General features: G+C 71.5%; 17 protein-coding genes. 8 read left to right on the top strand and 9 right to left on the bottom strand.

From position 1 onward, the window contains the following. The first annotated feature begins 7 nt into the window (after positions 1–7). Complete coding sequence (locus OG737_RS21870; RefSeq protein ID WP_405678390.1) at positions 8–1,435, top strand: cytosine permease; 1,428 nt, start codon at positions 8–10, stop codon at positions 1,433–1,435. 77 nt (positions 1,436–1,512) lie between these two features. On the opposite strand, the gene OG737_RS21865 is transcribed toward OG737_RS21870, so the two are convergent. The 4 genes from OG737_RS21865 to OG737_RS21850 form a co-directional block, all read right to left on the bottom strand. After that, positions 1,513–2,598: a branched-chain amino acid aminotransferase gene (locus OG737_RS21865; protein WP_328927826.1), complete on the bottom strand. Its 1,086-nt coding sequence runs from the start codon at positions 2,596–2,598 to the stop codon at positions 1,513–1,515. Between the two features lie 226 nt (positions 2,599–2,824). Then, positions 2,825–3,865: a 3-isopropylmalate dehydrogenase gene (locus OG737_RS21860; RefSeq protein WP_405921882.1), complete on the bottom strand. Its 1,041-nt coding sequence runs from the start codon at positions 3,863–3,865 to the stop codon at positions 2,825–2,827. Positions 3,866–3,956: 91 nt separating this feature from the next. Then, a complete protein-coding gene (locus OG737_RS21855; RefSeq protein WP_328927824.1) occupies positions 3,957–4,088 on the bottom strand; it encodes a hypothetical protein in 132 nt (43 codons plus the stop codon). 260 nt (positions 4,089–4,348) lie between these two features. Next, positions 4,349–5,233 (bottom strand): LysR family transcriptional regulator, encoded by an 885-nt coding sequence (locus tag OG737_RS21850; RefSeq protein WP_405921881.1) that lies wholly within the window; start codon positions 5,231–5,233, stop codon positions 4,349–4,351. A gap of 101 nt (positions 5,234–5,334) precedes the next feature. Between OG737_RS21850 and OG737_RS21845 the strand changes: the two genes are divergently transcribed. Then, positions 5,335–6,360, top strand: coding sequence for an NADP-dependent oxidoreductase (locus OG737_RS21845; RefSeq protein ID WP_405921880.1), 1,026 nt, complete (start codon positions 5,335–5,337; stop codon positions 6,358–6,360). A gap of 119 nt (positions 6,361–6,479) precedes the next feature. Continuing rightward, positions 6,480–8,507: a phosphocholine-specific phospholipase C gene (locus OG737_RS21840; RefSeq protein WP_405921879.1), complete on the top strand. Its 2,028-nt coding sequence runs from the start codon at positions 6,480–6,482 to the stop codon at positions 8,505–8,507. A gap of 6 nt (positions 8,508–8,513) precedes the next feature. Here the strand turns inward: OG737_RS21840 and OG737_RS21835 are convergent, their stop codons facing one another. After that, the gene (locus OG737_RS21835; RefSeq protein WP_405921878.1) at positions 8,514–9,059 is read right to left on the bottom strand and encodes a GNAT family N-acetyltransferase; all 546 of its coding nucleotides are present in this window, start codon (positions 9,057–9,059) and stop codon (positions 8,514–8,516) included. Positions 9,060–9,136: 77 nt separating this feature from the next. On the opposite strand from OG737_RS21835, the gene OG737_RS21830 reads away from it, so the two are divergent. Together OG737_RS21830 and OG737_RS21825 are read left to right on the top strand one after the other, a co-directional pair. Continuing rightward, positions 9,137–9,838 carry a nitroreductase family protein gene (locus tag OG737_RS21830; RefSeq protein WP_405921877.1) on the top strand — a complete coding sequence of 234 codons (702 nt, stop codon included), beginning with the start codon at positions 9,137–9,139 and terminating at the stop codon, positions 9,836–9,838. Positions 9,839–9,883: 45 nt separating this feature from the next. After that, positions 9,884–10,807, top strand: coding sequence for a zinc-binding alcohol dehydrogenase family protein (locus OG737_RS21825; protein ID WP_405921876.1), 924 nt, complete (start codon positions 9,884–9,886; stop codon positions 10,805–10,807). Between the two features lie 72 nt (positions 10,808–10,879). On the opposite strand, the gene pruA is transcribed toward OG737_RS21825, so the two are convergent. Further along, positions 10,880–12,511 (bottom strand): L-glutamate gamma-semialdehyde dehydrogenase, encoded by a 1,632-nt coding sequence (pruA, locus tag OG737_RS21820; protein ID WP_328927817.1) that lies wholly within the window; start codon positions 12,509–12,511, stop codon positions 10,880–10,882. A 31-nt stretch (positions 12,512–12,542) separates the two neighbouring features. Further along, positions 12,543–13,469: a proline dehydrogenase family protein gene (locus OG737_RS21815; RefSeq protein WP_328927816.1), complete on the bottom strand. Its 927-nt coding sequence runs from the start codon at positions 13,467–13,469 to the stop codon at positions 12,543–12,545. Positions 13,470–13,628: 159 nt separating this feature from the next. Here OG737_RS21815 and OG737_RS21810 point away from each other — a divergent pair, with 159 nt between their 5' ends. Beyond that, complete coding sequence (locus OG737_RS21810; protein ID WP_405921875.1) at positions 13,629–14,840, top strand: PucR family transcriptional regulator; 1,212 nt, start codon at positions 13,629–13,631, stop codon at positions 14,838–14,840. 116 nt (positions 14,841–14,956) lie between these two features. Beyond that, on the top strand, positions 14,957–15,931 hold the full coding sequence (locus OG737_RS21805; RefSeq protein WP_328927814.1) for an NAD(P)-dependent alcohol dehydrogenase: 975 nt from the start codon (positions 14,957–14,959) through the stop codon (positions 15,929–15,931). A gap of 164 nt (positions 15,932–16,095) precedes the next feature. On the opposite strand, the gene OG737_RS21800 is transcribed toward OG737_RS21805, so the two are convergent. Continuing rightward, positions 16,096–16,695, bottom strand: coding sequence for a TetR/AcrR family transcriptional regulator (locus OG737_RS21800; RefSeq protein WP_328927813.1), 600 nt, complete (start codon positions 16,693–16,695; stop codon positions 16,096–16,098). Positions 16,696–16,797: 102 nt separating this feature from the next. On the opposite strand from OG737_RS21800, the gene OG737_RS21795 reads away from it, so the two are divergent. Next, positions 16,798–18,354, top strand: coding sequence for an MFS transporter (locus tag OG737_RS21795; protein WP_328927812.1), 1,557 nt, complete (start codon positions 16,798–16,800; stop codon positions 18,352–18,354). An 80-nt stretch (positions 18,355–18,434) separates the two neighbouring features. Here OG737_RS21795 and serA read toward each other — a convergent pair whose 3' ends face one another. After that, on the bottom strand, positions 18,435–20,024 hold the full coding sequence (gene serA, locus OG737_RS21790; protein WP_328927811.1) for a phosphoglycerate dehydrogenase: 1,590 nt from the start codon (positions 20,022–20,024) through the stop codon (positions 18,435–18,437). Positions 20,025–20,214 lie beyond the last annotated feature (190 nt).

Genomic DNA, 20,214 nt, shown 5'->3' with positions numbered 1-20,214 from the left:
TCCCCTTATGCCCATCGAACAGCGCGGAGTCGACACCATCCCCGAGGAGGAGCGGACGAGCGGTCCTCGTGACCTGATCTCGATCCTGCTCGGCTCCAACCTCTGCCTCGGCGTGATCGTGTTCGGCTGGCTTCCCCCGTCCTTCGGACTGGGCCTGTGGCCCTCGGTCACCGCCATCGTGACCGGCACGATCGTCGGCATCGCCGTCACCGCGCCGCTGGCGCTGGTCTCCCTGCGGACCGCCACCAACCTCTCCACCTCCAGCGGCGCGCAGTTCGGCGTCCGCGGCCGCCTCGTCGGCTCGGTGGTCGGCCTGCTGCTCTCCCTCGGCTACACCGCGCTAACCCTGTGGATCGGCGGCGACGTGATGGTCGGGGTCCTGTCCCGGCTCACCGGGCTGCCGGACACCGGCGTATGGCGGGCCGTGATGTACGGAGCACTCGCCGCGTGCACCGTCGTCGGGGCCGTCTTCGGCTACCGGCTGCTGCTGCGCATGAGCAAGATCCTGTCCATCGGCATGGTGGTCCTGCTGGGTGTCGGCCTCTTCGCCTACGCGCCGGACTTCACCACCGCCGCGCCGCCGGACACCCCGTACCTGCTCGGCTCCTTCTGGCCGACCTGGCTGCTCGCCGCCGTCGCCGCCGGGCTCAGCGGCCCCGTCGCCTTCATCACCCTCCTGGGTGACTACACGCGCTACATCTCCCCGCGCAGGCACAGCTCGCGCAAGGTGTTCTGGGCCACCGGCCTCGGCCTGCTGGCCGGTCTGCTGATTCCGCAGCTCTTCGGCACCTACACCGCGCTCGCCGCCAAGGCCGGCGCCGAGTACGCCGGGCCGCTCGTCGACGCCGCCCCGTTCTGGTACCTGGTGCCGCTGCTCGCGGCCGCCGCGGCCGGCTCGGTGGGCAACGCCGGCCTGATGCTCTACTCCATGGGCCTCGACCTCGACGCGATCGTCCCCAGGGCCACCCGCACCGCGGCCACCGTGATCGCCGCGGCCGTCGCCACCGCCTTCGTGTTCGTCGGCTCCTTCGAGTGGGACGTGCAGTCGGCGATGACCTCCTTCGTCCTGCTGCTGACCGCGATCGGCACCCCGTGGGCCGTGATCACCCTGATCGGCTACGTGCGCTGCCGCGGGCAGTACGACGCCGACGCCCTGCAGGTCTTCAACCGCCGCTCGGTCGGCGGGGCCTACTGGTACCGCGGCGGCTGGAACGTGGCCGCCACCGCTTCCTGGGCCATCGGCGCGGGTGTCGGCCTGCTCGCCGTGACCACCCCCTTCTACGAGGGCCCGCTGCTCGCCCTGACCGGCGGCGTGGACTGCTCATTCGTCCTCTCCGGCCTGACCGGCGGGCTGGTCTACACGGCCCTGACCGCCCGCACCGCGCCGGCGGCGGTCCCCGCCGAGGAGCCGGAGCCCGCGGCCGCGGCCGCCTGAGCCGCCCCGTACGCACGAAGGCCCGCGCCCCCCTCTCCGGGGGCGCGGGCCTTCGTGCGTACGGGGCGCGGGCTCGGTCAGCCCAGCGGGTGCATCCAGCCGTGGGAGTCGGCCGCGTGGCCGGTCTGGAGTTCCAGCAGGGCCTTGCGCAGGCGCATGGTGACCTGGCCCGGCTGGCCGTCACCCTGGGTCCAGTTGGCGCGCTCGGACTTGACGGAGCCGACCGGGGTGATGACGGCGGCGGTGCCACAGGCGAACACCTCGGTGAGGGTGCCGTTCGCGTTGTCGCGCTCCCAGTCCTCGGTGGTCAGGCGGCCCTCCTCGGCGGTGTAGCCGAGGTCGCGGGCGATGGTGAGGAGGGAGTCGCGGGTGATGCCGGGCAGCAGCGAGCCGGTGAGCTCCGGGGTGACGATGCGGTCGCCGTACACGAAGTACAGGTTCATCCCGCCCATCTCCTCGATCCAGCGGTGCTCGACGGCGTCGAGCCAGACCACCTGGTCGCAGCCGTGCGAGGCGGCCTGGGCCTGGGCGACGAGGGAGGCCGCGTAGTTGCCGCCGGTCTTGGCGGCGCCGGTGCCGCCCTTGACGGCGCGGACGTACTCCTCGGAGAGCCAGACGGAGACGGGCTTGACGCCACCGGGGAAGTACGCGCCGGCGGGCGAGGCGATGACGATGAAGAGGAACTCGTTGGCCGGGCGGACGCCCAGGCCGACCTCGGAGGCGAACATGAACGGCCGCAGGTACAGGGAGGCTTCGCCGGAGTCCGGGACCCAGGCGCGGTCCTGCGTGACGAGCGCGTCGCAGGCGTCGATGAACAGGTCCACCGGCAGCTCCGGCATCGCCATGCGGCGGGCGGAGGCCTGGAAGCGCTCGGCGTTCGCCTCGGGCCGGAAGGTGGCGACGGTGCCGTCGGGCTGGCGGTAGGCCTTGAGACCCTCGAAGATCGTCTGCGCGTAGTGCAGCGTCATGTTCGCCGGGTCGATCGCCAGGGGCGCGTACGGGACCAGCTCGGCATCGTGCCAGCCGCGACCCTCGGTCCACTTGATCGTCACCATGTGGTCGGTGAAGTGGCGGCCGAAGCCGGGGCTGGCCAGGATCGCCTCGCGCTCCGCGTCGGACAGCGGGTTCGAGGAGGGCTTGAGCTCGATCGTGGGCGTCGTCATGAGTGCTTGTCCTTCACCAGTTGTGTATGGCGGACCGCGCTCACGGCGTACTAGGACGTCCGAGCTTCCCCGCATTCCGCGGCCTCGCGTTCGATTATCGCGCGCACGGGGTCTTCGGAGAAGCGGGGGGTTGCGGCCCAGGGGAGATGGTGGCACCCGGGGCCGCACAGGGAAAGCCGCCGGGTCCCCTATCCGACCCGACGGCTTCCTGAGGTGCGCTGCCGGGTCAGCCGGCTACGCGCGCGGCGAGGGCGTCGCCGATGGCGTCGGTGGAGCGGAAGGTGCCGTCCCGCTCCGCGAGGTCGGCGGAGACCGCGTCCTCGATGCGGCCGGCCTCGGCCTCGTAGCCGAGGTGGCGCAGCAGGAGGGCGACCGAGAGGATCGTCGCGGTCGGGTCGGCCTTGCCGGTGCCGGCGATGTCCGGGGCCGAGCCGTGGACGGGCTCGAACATGGACGGGAAGGCGCCGGTCGGGTTGATGTTCCCGGAGGCGGCCAGGCCGATTCCGCCGGTCACGGCGGCGGCCAGGTCGGTGAGGATGTCACCGAAGAGGTTGTCCGTGACGATGACGTCGAAGCGCTCGGGCTGGGTGACGAAGAAGATCGTCGCGGCGTCGACGTGCAGGTAGTCGGTGCTGACCCCGGGGTACTCCTGGCCGACCTTGTCGAAGATGTTCTTCCACAGGTGACCGGCGTACACGAGGACGTTGTTCTTGTGGACCAGCGTCAGCTTCTTGCGGGGCCGGGCGTTGGCCCGCTCGTAGGCGTCACGGACCACGCGCTCCACGCCGTACGCGGTGTTGAGGCTGACCTCGGTGGCCACCTCGGCCGGGGTGCCGGTGCGCAGCGAGCCGCCGTTGCCTGTGTACGGGCCTTCGGTGCCCTCGCGGACCACGACGAAGTCGATCTCCGGACGGCCGGCCAGCGGGGTGGCCGTGTTGGGGAAGAGCTTCGACGGGCGCAGGTTGATGAAGTGGTCGAAGGCGAAGCGGAGCTTGAGCAACAGCCCGCGCTCCAGGACGCCCGACGGGACCGACGGGTCGCCGATGGCGCCCAGCAGGATCGCGTCGTGGTGCTTCAGCGCTTCGAGCTCCGCGTCCGGGAGGGTCTCACCGGTGCGGTGCCAGCGCTGGGCACCGAGGTCGTATTGCTTGGTCTCCAGCTTCACATCCTGGGGCAGGACCGCGGTAAGGATCTTGAGTCCCTGAGCCACGACTTCCTGGCCGATGCCATCACCGGGGATCACTGCGAGATTGATGCTGGTCGACATGGCGAAACCGTACTCCGTGTCCCAGCCCTCAGACATATTGCGTCCAGCATTCGGACCAACGGGGACGCAACATGTCCGGGGCGGACGGTGGTCAGCGGCCGGTCGAGCCGCCGTTGTCACGGCGGTCGAGAGCCCTCTGGAGGGCTGCGGCGGCGTTCTTGCGGTCGGCGTCGGCGGTGGAGGAGTGGCGGACGCGGCGGACGGCAGCGGTGGTGGGGGTCATGTGGATCGACTCCTTGAGATCACGGCGTGGCGAAGCCACGGATGAGGGGTTCCTTCAAGGCGCCGGAAGAGGCGGGGAGCGGTGCGCGGCAGGGGTTGCCTGCCCGGGGCGCGCGCTCTCGACCGCCATTCGCCTGATCGGCGAGACGTTCGGCTTCTCCAAAGCTAGGGCAGGTCCCGCTGTATGTCTCCGCAATTACTCGGACTTCCTACTATCTGAGACGCGGAACCGCCCGGGAGGCAGCCCGCATGGATCCGTTTTCAGCTGCTCTCGGAACGAAGTTCCCTGATCAGAGCCCTTACGGCGAGCGATGAAGCGGATTCCGGTGTGGTGACGTATCCCACGCGTCTCACCGGCCCCCGGGGACCCAGTCCAGTGATGTCGACGGCCTCGGTCGCCTCGCGGAGGGACAGCTCGGGCATGATCGCCATGCCGAGCCCGCGGCCGACCATGGTCAGCACCATCGCGTCGTCCTCCGCCTTCACGGTCGCCCGCGGGATCCAGTCCTGCGCCAGCCACCAGGTGCGCGTGTAGGAGCCGCAGTTCTCGTCCCAGTCCATGAGCGGCAGCGCCTTCGGATCGGGATGCCCGGCCGGATGCACCAGCGAGTACGCCTCCTCCACGAGGACTCCGCTCAGCAGGCCGGGAGGCATGCCCTGCGCCACGCCCAGGGTGGCGATACCCAGGTCGGCGCGGCCGGCCGCCACCTCCCCGGCCGCGCCGGCGCCGATCTCGCGGACCACCCGGACCTCGGGGCGGATGCCGGGGTGCCGGGCGGTGAGCCGGTCCAGGGCGGGCGGCAGCAGGTGCAGGGCCGCGCTGCGGAACGCGGCGATCCGGAGCACACCCTCGACCGTGTCCCGGTGCGGCGCTCCCCGGCCCGCGCCGCGCGCCTCCGCGCCCATGACCTCGTACAGCCGAAGGATCCTGCGCGCGTGGCCGACGGCCCGCTCCCCCGCCGGCGTGGGCGCGGCCCCGGTCCGGCCGCGCTCGAAGAGGACCGTGCCGATCTTCGCCTCGCTGCCGCGCACGGAGTGCGAGACGGCCGACTGGGTGAGGCCGAGCGCGGCGGCCGCGGCGGAGAAGCCACCGGACTCGGCGACGGCGACCAGGATCCGCAGTTCCTGCGGGAGGAGTTCGGACACCGGGGCCCCCACCTCGTTCTATGAGCGACATTCATGGCTGTGCGGCTTCCATGAGCGCAACCCCCTGCCCGGCCCGGTGATTCCTTCCTAGCGTCTGGGCCATGACCACGAACACCGCTCACGCCGTGCACCAGATCGCCCGCCCCGCCGGCTTCCCCGCCGCCACCGACTTCACCTACGTCGCGTACCCGGTCCCGGAGCCGGGGCCCGGCACCGCCCTGGTGGAGAACCTGCTGCTCTCGGTGGACCCGTACCACCGCGGGCTGATGGACGGCGGCGAGGGAGGCTTCGAGCTCGGCACCCCGCTGGAAGGCCGCTCGGTGGGCCGCGTGGTCGCCTCGCGCGACCCGGGACTGGCGGAGGGCGACCTCGTCTTCCACCGCGAGGGCTGGCGCACGCACTCCCTCGTCACCCTCGGGGTGGCCGGAACGCGCAAGCTGCGCGGCCACCAGGGCGTCCCGCTGGAGGCCTACCTCTCCATCCTCGGCGGCACCGGCCTCACCGCGTACGCCGCCCTGACCCGGACCGCGGCGCTGCGGGAGGGCGAGGACCTGTTCGTGTCCGCCGCCGCGGGCGGGGTGGGCGTGGCGACCGGCCACATCGCCCGGCTGCTCGGCGCCCGCCGGATCATCGGCAGCGCGGGGTCGGCGGCCAAGGTCCGCCACCTGACGGAGGACCTCGGCTTCGACGCCGCCTTCGACTACCACGACGGCCCGGTCGGCGAGCAGCTCGCGGAGGCGGCCGCGGCGGTGTCCGCAGGAGGCGTCGACGTCTACGTGGACAACGTGGGCGGCGACCACCTGGAGGGCGCGATCGACGTGCTGCGCGAGTACGGGCGGATCGCCTGGGTGGGGGCCATCTCGATGTACAACGGCGACCGGTCCCCCGCCGCGCCCCGCAACCTCTTCGAGGTCGTTCACAAGTCGCTGCGTCTGGAAGGGGTATTGGTTCGCAATCACACCAATCTTCAGGACGAGCTGGAGGACTTCATCGTCCCTCATCTGCGCAGCGGCCGGATCGGTACGGATACCACCGTTGTGCAGGGATTCGACCACACTGTGGATGCCTTCCTGGGCATGCTCCGGGGCGACAATCTGGGCAAGATGCTCGTCCGGATCGACGGGTGATTCCAGCCACCCGGATGTTCACCGACTTCTTACCGCACGGATGTAGACCTTTGGCGCCGCTCCCGTCACCCTTGCGGTCAATGTGCCAGCGGGGCACGCGAGTTGGAGGCGAGGGGCCAGTGACACCGATCAGCCGCAGAGGGTTCGTGGGAATCGGCGCCGGGCTCGTGGCGGGGGCGGCCCTGCCCGCGGTCACGCCGACGACGGCGGCCGCGGCCGCCGCGACCGGCACGATCACCGATGTGAAACACGTGGTGATCCTGATGCAGGAGAACCGCAGTTTCGACCACTACTTCGGAAAGCTGAAGGGTGTCCGCGGGTACGGCGACCGCGCCGCCGGCAACATCCCCGGCGGCTGGGGCATGTTCAACCAGCCCAACTGGGGCGGTCGCCAGTACCCGTGGAAGCTCTCCGCGACCCCGCCGGCGGGCGGGGTCGACGGCGAGACCCTGGCCCAGTGCAACGGCGACCTCCCGCACAGCTGGACCTCGCAGCACGCGGCCTGGAACAAGGGCCGGATGGACAACTGGGTGTTGGGGGTCGGCAACACCCGCACCCTCGGCTACCTGGACCGCGCGGACATACCCTTCCACTACGGGCTCGCCGACAACTACACGATCTGCGACGCGTACTTCTGCTCCACGCTCAGCGCCACCGGCCCGAACCGCACCTTCCTGTGGAGCGGCAAGGTCGACGCGTCCAGCAAGGACGGCGGCGACGAGTCCGGGCTGACCTGGGAGACGTATGCGGAGGCCCTCCAGCGCGCCGGCATGAGCTGGAAGGTCTACCAGAACGCCCAGGACAACTACGGCGACAACGGTCTGGCCTACTTCAAGAAGTTCACGGACGCGGCCCCCGGCAACCCGTTGTGGGACCGGGGCATGGGCTCGGTCCCGAAGGTCACCGGCTCCACCCCGGACGACATCGCGGCCGCCATCCGCGCGGACGTCGTCGCGGGCACCCTCCCCCAGGTCTCCTGGGTCGTGGCGAGCGAGGCCTTCTCGGAGCACCCGTACGCCCCGCCGGGCGACGGCGCGCACTTCGTGGACCTCGTCTACCGGGCACTCGCCGCCAACCCCGAGGTCTTCGACTCCACCGTCCTCTTCCTCAACTACGACGAGAACGACGGCTTCTTCGACCACGTGCCGCCGCCGGTCGCCCCGCCCGGCACGCCGGGCGAGTACATCGACGGCACCCCGATCGGCCTCGGCTTCCGGGTACCGATGATCGTCATGTCCCCGTGGACGCGCGGCGGCTGGGTGAGCTCCGAGGTCTTCGACCACACCTCGGTGCTGCGGTTCATGGAGACGTGGACGGCCGCCCTCGGCACCCCCGCCAGCTGTCCGAACATCAGCGCGTGGCGCCGCAAGGTGACCGGCGACCTGACCGGCGTCTTCGACTTCGCGCACCCGGTCTACGGGGTGCCCGCGGGCCTCCCGTCCACGGCCAAGGTGATCGGCCAGTCGACCTGCGGCCCGCTGCCCAACCCGGCGCCGCAGGACAACGCCCTCCCGGCGCAGGAGTCCGGCACCCGCCCGGCGCGCGCCCTGCCGTACCAGGTCAACGGCAACCTGGACCGCTTCGAGTTCGGCGCGGCCGGCAAGATCCTGGCCTGGTTCTCGATGACGAACCAGGGCGCGGAGGCGAAGCAGGCGGCGCACTTCTCGATCCACCCGCACCAGCACCGGGACACGGCGGCCTGGCAGTACACGGTGGACGCGGGCGGCACCGGCAGCGACTACTTCAACATCGGCCTCGGCTACGGCTCGGGCAAGTACGACATCTCGATGCACGGGCCGAACCGCTTCCTGCGCCGCTTCATCGGCGACGCGTCGAAGGCGGGCAAGGCGATCGAGGTGGCGGCCCGTTTCGCGGTGGAGCCGGGCACGGGCAAGACCGCCGTCTACTTCAAGATGACGAACACGTCGGCCGCGCCCGTCACCTTCACGATCCGCTCGAACGCCTACCGCACGGACGGCCCGTGGACCTACACGGTCCCGGCGAACTCCTCGCGCGAGGACTACTTCAACGCCGTGGCCTACAGCAACGGCTGGTACGACTTCACGGTCCTGGCCGACTTCGACGGCACCTGGTCGCGCCGCTACACGGGCCACATCGAGTCGGGCGCGGCCAGCATCTCCGGCTGACGGGGGCTACAGCACATCCCCGTTGCGCCAGTCGAAGTCCAGTCGCCCGGCGGGGTCCGGAAGGACCCCGCCGGGCGGCACCCACAGGTAGGTGCTGCCCTCCTCCTCGGGGAGCCGCTCGGGCCCCCGTGGCCCGAGGACTCCGATCTGCCCGCCCCACACCTGCCAGCCGCGGCCGCGGTACAGCCCGGCCCCGTCCTGCGACGCCGACAGCGCGCCGAGCACGTAGGCCCGCCCGATGACCGCCTCCAGCCCGGCCATGACGGCGCTCCCGATCCCGCGCCGGCGCCGGTCGGCCCGTACGGCCACGCCCTCCGCGTATCCGGTCCGCAGGGCCCGCCCCGCGTGCACGACCCGCCGCTGCACCACGCTCCCGTGCGCGACGAGCTCCCCGCCCTCGTGCACCAGGGCGTGCATCCCGCCGAGCCCGTGCTCGAAGTCCTCGTCGGAGAAGTCGCCCTCGAACGCGCCGTCGAGCAGGGCCCGGATCTCCTCCAGCGCCCCGGGGTCCAGCTGCGAGGTGTGTGCGAGGCGTGTCCGTGTATCGGTCATGGAACCAGTGTCCCCCCGCCACCAATCGGCCTGTACGTTCCTGGCCGTCCCCGGGAGCCTCCCGGCACACTCGCCCCATGTCGCCCGATACCCAGCAGTGGACGCCCACCCACGGCGAGCCGTACCGCCCCGCCGCCTACCGGCCCGCGCGGATGCCGAGCCGGGAATCCCTGGCCCGCGCCGCCGAGTTGCGTGCCCGGATGGACGAACGGCGGACCGTGCGCCACTTCTCCCCCGACCCCGTGCCCGAGCAGGTGGTCCGGGACGCCATCGCGTGCGCCGCGACCGCCCCCTCAGGGGCGCACCAGCAGCCCTGGACGTTCATCCTCGTCAAGGACCCGGCGGTGCGGCAGCAGATCCGCGCCGCCGCCGAGCAGGAGGAGGCGCTCTCCTACGACGGCCGCCTCGGCGACGAGTGGCTCGCGGCCCTGCGCCCCCTCGGCACGGACGCCGTGAAGACCCACCTCACGGATGCCCCGGCCCTGATCGTGGTCTTCCAGCAGCGCTACTGGCTCGGCCCGGACGGCACGAAGCGCAAGCACTACTACGTCGACGAGTCGGTCGGCATCGCGGTCGGCATGCTCCTGTCCGCGCTCCACCTGTCCGGCCTGGCGGCCCTGGTCCACACGCCGAGCCCGATGCGCTTCCTCTCCCACGTCCTGGACCGCCCGGAGAACGAGAAGGCCTTCGCGGTCGTCCCGGTCGGCTACCCGGCGGACGACTGCGAGGTCCCGGACCTGGTCCGCAAGTCCCTGGACCAGGTCATCGTCGAGGTCTGACCTCTACGGTGAGACTCGACCAAGATCGAAAACAGGGAGGTCGTGATGCTGCGCATCCGCTACGAGGTCCCGGGCGGGCCCGAGGTGCTGTTCGCCGAGGACGTGCCCGTCCCCGCGCCCGGCCCCGGTGAGCTGCTCCTGCAAAGCGAGGCCGTCGGGGTCACGCTGCCCGTCGTGCGCAAGGTGCGGGAGGCCGCCGAGCCGATCGCGCTGGGCGGGGAGATCGCCGGGACGGTCGCCGCGCTCGGCGAAGGAGTGACGGGCTTCGCCGTCGGGGAGCGCGTCACCGGGCTGTGCTTCGGCCAGGGCTACGCCGAGTACGCCGTCCTGCACACCGCCATGGCCTCCCGCGTGCCCGGCGGAGCCACCTCGGTGGAGGCGGTCGCGCTGGTGCGCAGCGGGCTCGTCGCCCGCGGCGCCGTCGGGGCCGGGCGGATCCGGCCGGGCGAGTCGGTGCTGGTCACGGCCGCTGCGAGCGGGGTCGGCAGCCTGGCCGTGCAGCTCGCCCGGGCCGCGGGGGCGGGCCGCGTGGTCGCCGCCGTCTCCAGCCGGGACAAGGCCGATTTCGTGCGTGGGCTCGGCGCCGACGAGGTCGTGCTGTACGAGGAGGCCGCCTGGGGCGACCCGTACGACGTGGTCCTCGACGGCGTCGGCGGCGAGCTGCTCGGCCCCGCCGTGCGCGCTCTGGCCACGGGCGGCCGGCTGGTCGCGTACGGCTCCGGCGGCGGGACCGTGGAGGCGTACGAACTGCTGGTGCGCGGCGCGTCGGTGATCGGCTTCCAGATCCGGGCCGTCGCTCAGGGCAGCCCGGAGGAGTACGAGGGCTGGCGGCGCGGGCTGTGGGAGGCGTACGGCAGCGGCGCGCTGCGGCCGGCGGTGCACGAGGAGATCCCGCTCGCCGAGGCCTCCCGCGCGCACCGCATTACCGAGGAGCGGCGCAACCTCGGCAAGGTGGTGCTGATCCCCTAGCGGGGCAACTGGAACCGCCCCCGCTCCGGACTTGGGGGTACCGGAACGGGGGCGGGGTTCAGCGGGGGCCGGTCAGCCCATGTGGGGGTAGCCGTACTCGGTCGGCGCGACCAGGGTCTCCTTGATGGAGCGGGTCGAGGTCCAGCGCTGCAGGTTGGTCGCGGCGCCCGCCTTGTCGTTCGTACCCGAGGCGCGGCCGCCGCCGAAGGGCTGCTGGCCGACGACGGCGCCGGTGGACTTGTCGTTGATGTAGAAGTTGCCCGCCGCGAAGCGGAGCTTCTCCATCGCGTCCGCGGCCGCGTACCGGTCGGCGGCGATGATCGAGCCGGTCAGGGCGTACGCCGAGACGGACTCCATCTGCGCGAGCATCGCGTCGAACTCGGCGTCCTCGTAGACGTGCACGGCGAGGATCGGGCCGAAGTACTCGGTCGTGAAGACCTCGTTCTCGGGGTCGGTGCACGCGATGACGGTCGGGCGGACGAAGTAGCCCTCCGAGTCGTCGTACGTGCCGCCGGCGACGATCTCGCAGGTCGGGTCGGCCTTGGCGCGGTCGATCGCGGCCTTGTTCTTCGCGAAGGACCGGTCGTCGATGACGGCGCCGATGAAGTTGGTCAGGTCGGTGACCGGGCCCATGGTGATGCCGTCGACCTCGGCCGCGAAGGCCTCCTTGAAGCCGTCGTTCCAGATCGAGGCCGGGACGTAGGCGCGCGAGGACGCCGAGCACTTCTGGCCCTGGAACTCGAAGGAGCCGCGGGTCAGGGCGGTCTTCAGGACGGCGCGGTCCGCGGACGGGTGCGCGACGACGAAGTCCTTGCCGCCGGTCTCGCCGACCAGGCGCGGGTAGGACTTGTACTTCTCGATGTTGTTGCCGACCGTCTTCCACAGGTACTGGAAGGTCTTGGTCGAGCCGGTGAAGTGGATGCCGGCCAGCTCGGGGTGGTTCAGGGCCACCTCCGACACCGCGATGCCGTCGCCGGTCACCAGGTTGATGACGCCCTTCGGCAGGCCGGCCTCCTCCAGGAGCTCCATCAGGAGGACCGCGGAGTGGGTCTGCGTCGGGGACGGCTTCCACAGGACCACGTTGCCCATGAGGGCGGGGGCGGTCGGCAGGTTGCCCGCGATGGCCGTGAAGTTGAACGGCGTGATCGCGTAGACGAAGCCTTCGAGCGGGCGGTGGTCGCTGCGGTTCCACACGCCGGCGGAGTTCGCGACCGGCTGCTCGGCCAGGATCTGGCGGGCGAAGTGGACGTTGAAGCGCCAGAAGTCGACGAGCTCGCACGGGGTGTCGATCTCGGCCTGCTGCGCGGTCTTCGACTGGCCCAGCATGGTGGAGGCGGCGAGCTTCTCGCGCCACGGGCCGGACAGCAGCTCGGCGGCGCGCAGGATGATCGCGGCGCGGTCGTCGAAGGACATCGAGCGCCAGGCCGGGGCGGCGGCGAGGGCGGCGTCGACGGCCTCCTGCGCGTCGGCCTGGGTGGCGTTGGCGTAGGTGCCGAGCACCGACTTGTGGTCGTGCGGCTGGACCACGTCGAAACGCTCGCCGCCGCCCATCCGCTTGACGCCGTTGATCGTCATCGGGAGGTCGATCGGGTTCTCGGACAGCTGCTTGAGCTGCACTTCGAGCCGCGCGCGCTCCGGGGTGCCGGGGGCGTACGAGTGGACCGGCTCGTTGACCGGAGCGGGGACCTGGGTCACAGCATCCATGGGGCTGGTAACTCCTTGACCTAGTTCTTGGCTAGTTCTTGGTGATCATCGAGCGGAGGAAGAACAGCAGGTTGGCCGGCTTCTCCGCGAGGCGGCGCATGAAGTAGCCGTACCAGTCGGTCCCGTACGCGGTGTAGACCCGCATCCGGTGGCCCTCGGCGGCCAGCCGCAGGTGCTCTTCGCTGCGGATGCCGTACAGCATCTGGAACTCGTACTCGTCCAGTTTGCGCCCGGCCTGGCGGGCCAGCTCCTGGCCGATGGCGATAAGCCGCGGATCGTGGGACCCGATCATCGGGTAGCCCTCGCCCTCCATCAGGATCTTCATGATCCGGACGTACGCCTTGTCGATCTCGCCCTTGTCCTGGTACGCGACCTCGGCGGGCTCCTTGTAGGCGCCCTTCACGATCCGGACGCGGCTGCCGGCGGCAGCAAGGCGGCGGGCGTCGGCCTCGGTGCGGAAGAGGTAGGCCTGGATCACGCAGCCGGTCTGCGGGAAGTCCCGGCGCAGCTCCTCGTGGATGGCGAACATCGAGTCGAGGGTGGTGTGGTCCTCGGCGTCGAGCGTCACGGTGGTGCCGATGGCGGCGGCGGCCTCGACGACCGGGCGGACGTTGGCGAGGGCGAGCTCGTGGCCGCCCTCCAGCGCCTGGCCGAACATCGACAGCTTGACCGACATCTCGGCGGTCTCGCCGAGGCCCAGCTCCGCGAGGCGCTCGATCAGCTGGAGGTAGGCGTCGCGGGCGGCGTGCGACTGCGCGACCTCGGTGATGTCCTCGCCCACGACGTCGAGGGTGACCTCCAGGCCCTTCCGCGTGAGGTCCTCGACGATCGGGATGACCTGGTCGACCGTCTCACCGGGGATGAACCGGTTCACCACGGGCTTGGTCACCGGGGCGGCAGAGACGATACGGCGCATCTTGTCGCTGCGCGAAGCGGCGAGGATCACGGGACCCAGCACGGGGCACCTCCAGCGGGTGGCAGAAGAAAAGCTCAAGTAAAACCACCGTGAAACCTAAGGATCGGTTTGATCCTCTGCCATCGACAGCTGTCACGCATCCGTGGCCCCGATCTCATACATCTGTCTGAAGAGCCTCCGCGAGGGTGGGAGAATGCTGGGGTGAAGGGCGATTACCAGGACCTGGTGGACGAGATCTCCGCGCTGCTCGGCGCCCCGGCGACCCTGGAGAACCGGGACTTCCGGCTCATCGCCTTCGGCGCCCACGACAGCGACGACGATCAGGCGATGGACCCGGTACGGACCCGCTCGATCCTGACCCGCCAGTCGACCGCGGCCGTCCGCTCCTGGTTCGAGGGCTTCGGCATCGCCCGCGCCACCGGGCCGGTCCACATCCCGGCGGCGCCCGAGGCCGGGGTGTTCCGGGGGCGGATCTGCCTGCCGGTGCGCTTCCGCGGCATCGTGCAGGGCTACGTGTGGCTCCTCGACCAGGAGCCGGGCCCGGGGCCGGCGGAGCTGGCCGCGGCCATGGAGGTGGCCCAGCGGATCGGCGTCCTGCTCGCCGAGGAGGCGAAGGCGGGGGCGGACCTGTCGCGGGAGTTCCAGGCCGTGCTCACCGCCGGGCGGGGCTGGCAGCAGGACATGGCGGTGGCCGCGCTGCGGCTCGCCCTCGGCCCGGGCGGGGACGGGCTGCACGCTGCGGTGTGCGTGGCGCCGTGGTCCGGGGAGGCTCCGCCGTCGGTGCCTGGCGCGGCGGCGCTGTGCGTCGTACCGCGGCGCGGCGGCGGTGAAGCGGGCGGGGCCGCGGGCACGGGTGGCGGCGGGGGCGGAGGCGGCCTGGCGCTGGCGATCCTGCTCCGGCTGCGCTCCACGGACGCGTTGGCTCCGGCCCTGACGGCGGTGGCCCGGCTGCTGCCGCGCTCGACGGGGCAGCAGCCGGACGGCTCGGGGGTTCCGAGGACCGTGACCGCCGGGGTCGCCGATCCCGTCCGCACCCTCGCGGCGCTGCCCGACGCCTGGGAGCAGGCCGTCGCGGCGGCCCGGGCGGCCGCCGCGCAGCCGCGGTTCGGCCCCGTCGCCCAGTGGTCGGCGATCGGCCCGTACCGGCTGCTGGCCGCCGTGGCCGCCGGCCCGGTGGACGACCCGGCGACGCGCGCCCTGCTGAACCCGGCCCACCGCGAACTCGCCCGTACGGCCGAGGTGTTCCTCGACTGTGCGGGGCAGGCGGGCCGCGCGGCGGCGGTCCTGGGCATCCACCGCCAGACTCTCTACTACCGCATCTCCCGGGTGGAGCAGCTCACCGGCCTCGACCTCGACGAGGGCGAGGACCGGCTGCTGCTCCACATGGCCCTGAAGGCCGCCCGCCTGGCCTGAGCGCGCGGCCTTCGGATCCGGGCCCCACCTAGGGACTGTCCCCGATGTCCGCACCGGCATCAGTCGCCTACCGTCGCGAAGAGCGTTGGCCTCCCGGTCAGCCGAACGGAGGTCTGATGAAGGCGATCGTCCAAGACCGGTACGGCTCCCCCGACGTGCTGGAACTCAGGGAGGTCGACAAGCCGGTCGTCGCCGGCCACGAGGTGCTGGTACGGGTCCACGCGGCCGCGGTCAACGCGCGCGACTGGCACCTCATGCGGGGCGATCCGTACCTGGCCAGGCTGGTGTTCGGGCTGCGCGCGCCGAAGGAGCGGATCCGGGGCACGGACTTCGCGGGCCGGGTGGAGGCGGTGGGCAAGGACGTCACGCGGCTGCGCCCCGGTGACGAGGTGTTCGGCGAGGCCGACGGGGCGTTCGCCGAGTACGTGTGCGCCTCCCAGGACGTGGTGGAGCCGAAGCCGGACAACCTGACGTTCGAACAGGCGGCCGCGGTGCCGCTGGCGGGCAACACCGCCCTCATGGGCCTGCGCGATCTGGCGCGGGTGCGGCCGGGGCACAAGGTCCTGGTCAACGGTGCGTCAGGTGGGGTGGGGACCTTCGCCGTCCAGATCGCCAAGGCGTTCGGCGCGGAGGTGACCGGGGTGTGCAGTACGAAGAACGTGGATCTGGTCCGGTCGCTCGGCGCGGACCACGTCGTCGACTACACCCACGACGACTTCACCCGGAACGGACCCCGTTACGACGTGGTGTTCGACCTGGTGGGCAACCGCTCGCTGGCCGAGTGCCGGCGGGCGCTGGCCCCGTCGGGGACGCTCGTCCTGTCCGGTGGCGGCGTGTCCGAAGGCGGCAGCCTGCTCGGGCCGATGGGCCTCATCATCAAGGGGCGGGCACTGTCCCGTTTCGTCGGCCAGCGGCTGCTCGTCCTCACGGCGACGCCGAGCAGCCAGAACCTGGCGGCGCTGCGGGAACTCGTCGAGCGCGGCGACCTCGCCCCGGTCGTCGACCGGACCTACCCGCTCCGCGAGGCTGCCGAGGCCATCCGGTACCTGGAGGTGGAGCACGCCCGCGCGAAGGTCGTCGTCACCGTCTGACGGACCGCCGCACCACCGGACCACCGGACCACCGGCGCCTGTGCCGCGCCGGTGGTCCGCTCGTCACGCCGGCTGCCCTGCGGCGACGGCGAGCCTGCCGGGGTTGAGGACCGTACGGACCCGATCAGCGCCCCGTCCGCGAGGTTGAGGCAGGGGTTCGCCCGTCACTCCCGTTCCCCGGCCGGCTCCGCCGGGGAACGCGTCAGCGCCTCGGACGCCGCCCGCATGCCCTCGGTGAGCTCCTCCGCGCTCGCCGCCGTCTTGGGGTCGAACAGCCACTGGATCATCAGGCCATTGAGCAGCGCCACGTAGAAGGCGCCGAGCGTCCGCTCCTCCCGTTCGGTGATCCCCTCCTCCGGGGCGCCGGTCATCATCGCGATCAGGCCGCGGCGCCCCTCGCCCTGCGAGGCCGCGATCATCGCGTTCAGGTCCGGCAGCCGGTCGCGGGAGAGCGCGACCTCCAGGCTGGCCGCCCAGACCGGGCCGGCTTGCTCGCGCTGGGCGAGGAAGCCCTCCCAGACCGAGCGGAAGCGTTCCAGCGAGCCGCCCTCGCCTTGCACGCCGTCCTGGAAGCCCGCGCCCAGCTCCTGCATCAAGGAGATGAACGCCTCGGTGAGCAAGGCGTCCTTCGAGCCGTAGTGGTAGCCGATGGAGGCCAGGTTCGCGCCCGAGGCCTTCACGATGTCGCGCGCCGTGGTGCGCACGAAACCCTTCTCGACCAGGCATTTCTTGGCGCCTTCAAGCAGATCCTCACGATGTCCCATGGCGTCACCGTAGCAAGACAGGTGTCATAGACGAAAGTTCCAGACGAACGTTCTATACATCCGTCATAGACAAACGTTTATGACGTCTGTACATTGCTTCTCATGACGAACCCCGCAGCCACACCGCGCCTCGCCGGCCGCCGCGAATGGACCGCCTTCACCGTCCTCGTGCTGCCGCTGCTCCTGGTCTCGATGGACGTCTCCGTCCTCTACTTCGCCATCCCCGCCATCACCGAGCAGCTGGACCCGAGCGCCACCCAGCAGCTCTGGATCTTCGACAGCTACGCCTTCGCCCTCTCCGGCCTGCTCATCACGATGGGCTCGCTCGGTGACCGGATCGGCCGCCGCAAGCTGCTGCTGATCGGCGCGGCCGCCTTCGGCCTCGCCTCGGTCGGCGCCGCGTACGCCACGAGCGCCGAGATGCTCATCGCCTGCCGCGTCCTGCTCGGCATCGGCGGCGCGACCCTGATGCCCTCCACGCTGGCCCTCGTACGGAACCTCTTCCAGGACGACAAGCAGCGCGGCAAGGCCATCGCCATCTGGTCCGGGGTCATGACCGGCGGCATCGCACTGGGCTCGGTGCTGAGCGGTGTGATGCTGAACCACTTCTACTGGGGCTCCGTCTTCCTCATCAACGTGCCCGCGATGCTGCTCCTGCTGGTCCTGGTCCCGGTGCTGGTCCCGGAGTTCAAGGACCCGGCCCCCGGCCGCTTCGACCTGCTGAGCGTCCCGCTGTCCATGGCCGCCGTGCTCCCGGTCGTCTACGGGCTCAAGGAGATCGCCGCCGAGGGCTTCGAGCCGCTCTACCTCGGCTGCCTCCTGGCCGGCCTGGTCTTCGGCTGCGTCTTCGTCCGCCGTCAGCGCACCCGTGACGACGCCATGGTCAGCCGGGCGCTGTTCCAGGGCCCCGGTTTCGGTGCGGGCGTCGGCCTCAACACGATCGCCGCGTTCGCCATGATGGGTTCGGCCTACTTCACCACCCAGTACCTGCAGTCCGTGCTCGGCATGGGCACCCTGGAGGCGGCCCTGTGGAGCCTCGCCCCCTCGGTCGTCATCGGCGCCGCGGCCCCCGTCTCCGCCGCCCTGGCCCAGAAGATGGAGCGGGCCTACGTCATCGCCGGCGGATTCGTCCTCGCCGCCGCCGGGTTCGCCCTGGTCAGCCTGGTCGACACCGACTCCCTGTGGCTGCTCCTGACCGGCGCCGGCGTACTGGCCTCGGGCATCGTCACCGTCATGTCGCTGGTCTCGGACATGGCGCTCGCCTCGGCTCCCGCCGAGAAGGCCGGTTCGGCCGCCTCCCTGCTGGAGACGGGCCAGGAGTTCGGCGGCGCCCTCGGCATGGCGGTCCTCGGCAGCCTGGGCACCGCGGTCTACCGCAGTGACCTGGCGGACTCCGAGCCTGCGGTACGGGAGACCCTGGGCGGGGCCGTGGCCACCGCCCACCAGCTCGGCGGGGCGGCCGGCGAGCAGGTCCTCGCCCTGGCCCGCGAGGCCTTCGTCCACGGAATGCAGTACGCGGCCTGGGGCGGTACGGCACTGCTGCTCGCGGCGGCCGTGCTCGCCGCGGCCCTGATGCGGGGTGCCGAAGCCGCTGCCCCGCCCGCGGCGGAGCAGGCCCCGGCTCCCGGGGACAACGTGCAGGTGCCGACGTACAACTGATCCCGGCCGGTGCGGGGTGGGCTGTGGAACGTGAAAGGGCCCGGGGGTCACCCCCGGGCCCTTCCCCTGTGTCCTGCCGGTCAGCCGAGGCTGACCGTGCGCGCCGAGACGGCGCCGATCTCGGTGGCGATGTCCGCGAGGACGCCGACCGGGACCTTGGCGTCGACCGTGAGGACGGCGAGCGCCTCGCCGTGCTCCTCGGCGCGGGCGACCTGCATGCCCGCGATGTTCAGCCCGGCCTCGCCGAGCAGCTGGCCGACCTTGCCGACCACGCCCGGGCGGTCGGTGTAGCGCAGTACGACCATGTGGTCGGCGAGCGCCAGGTCCACGTCGTACTCGCCGACGCCGACGATCTTCTGAAGGTGCTTCGGGCCCGCGAGCGTGCCGGAGACCGAGACCTCCTGGCCGTCGGCAAGGGTGCCGCGGACGGTCACCACGTTGCGGTGGTCCGGGGACTCGGAGCTGGTGGTCAGGCGGACCTCGACACCGCGCTCCTGCGCGAACAGCGGCGCGTTGACGTAGGAGACCGTCTCGTCGACGACGTCCTCGAAGACACCCTTGAGCGCGGAGAGTTCGAGCACCTTGACGTCGTGCTGGGTGATCTCGCCGCAGACCTCGACGTCGAGGCGGACCGCGACCTCGCCGGCGAGGGCGGTGAAGATGCGGCCGAGCTTCTCGGCGAGCGGCAGGCCCGGGCGTACGTCCTCGGCGATGACGCCGCCCTGGACGTTGACCGCGTCCGGAACGAGCTCACCGGCGAGGGCGAGGCGCACCGACTTGGCGACCGAGACGCCGGCCTTCTCCTGGGCCTCGTCCGTGGACGCGCCGAGGTGCGGGGTGCAGACGACCTGGTCGAGCTCGAAGAGCGGGGAGTCCGTGCAGGGCTCCTTCGCGTACACGTCGAGGCCCGCGCCGGCGACGCGGCCTTCCTTGATGGCCGAGTACAGCGCGGCCTCGTCCACGATCCCGCCGCGGGCGGCGTTGACGATGCGGACGGACGGCTTCACCTTGTGCAGGGCCTCGTCCCCGATGAGACCGATGGTCTCGGGGGTCTTGGGCAGGTGCACGGTGATGAAGTCGGCGACCTCCAGGAGCTCGTCCAGCGTCAGCATCTTGACGCCCATCTGGGCGGCGCGCGCGGGCTGTACGTACGGGTCGTACGCGACGACCTTCATACCGAAGGCCGACATGCGCTGGGCGACCAGGACGCCGATGCGGCCGAGGCCGACGACGCCGAGGGTCTTCTCGCTGAGCTCGACACCCGTGTACTTGTTCCGCTTCCACTCACCGTTCTTCAGGGCGGTGTTGGCCTGCGGGATGTTGCGGGCGGTGGCGACGAGCAGGCCGCAGGCGAGCTCGGCCGCCGTCACGATGTTCGAGGTCGGAGCGTTGACGACCATCACGCCGGCCTTGGTGGCGGCGGAGACGTCGACGTTGTCCAGCCCGACGCCGGCGCGGGCGACGACCCGCAGCTTCTTGGCGGCGGCGATGGCCTCGGCGTCGACCTTGGTCGCGGAGCGCACGAGGATCGCGTCGGCGTCGACGATCGCGGGGAGCAGCTCGGCGCGGTCGGCGCCGTTGCAGTGCCGGATCTCGAAGTCCGGGCCGAGCGCCTCGACGGTGGCAGGCGACAGCTCTTCGGCGATGAGTACGACAGGTTTCGAGCTCACGTGGGTCCTCACAAGTCCAGTGCGGACGGCCGTCCCGACGGCCGCAGGCGGTGGAGGGGGTAGCCGCGTGGAAGACGCACGACACTGTGGGCCTGACGCGTATGTGTTGAGCAGTGTAGTGGCGCCGGCGGGCCGGATTTCCGCCTGTACGGAAGGATCACCCTTCCGTGGTTGGCCGGGGTGGACAAGG

This window comes from Streptomyces sp. NBC_00122 (assembly GCF_045160845.1).
In the GTDB taxonomy this organism is placed as follows: Bacteria; Actinomycetota; Actinomycetes; order Streptomycetales; family Streptomycetaceae; genus Streptomyces.
Note: the sequence above shows the minus strand (reverse complement) of the source record. Positions and strands in the feature narration are given on the sequence as shown.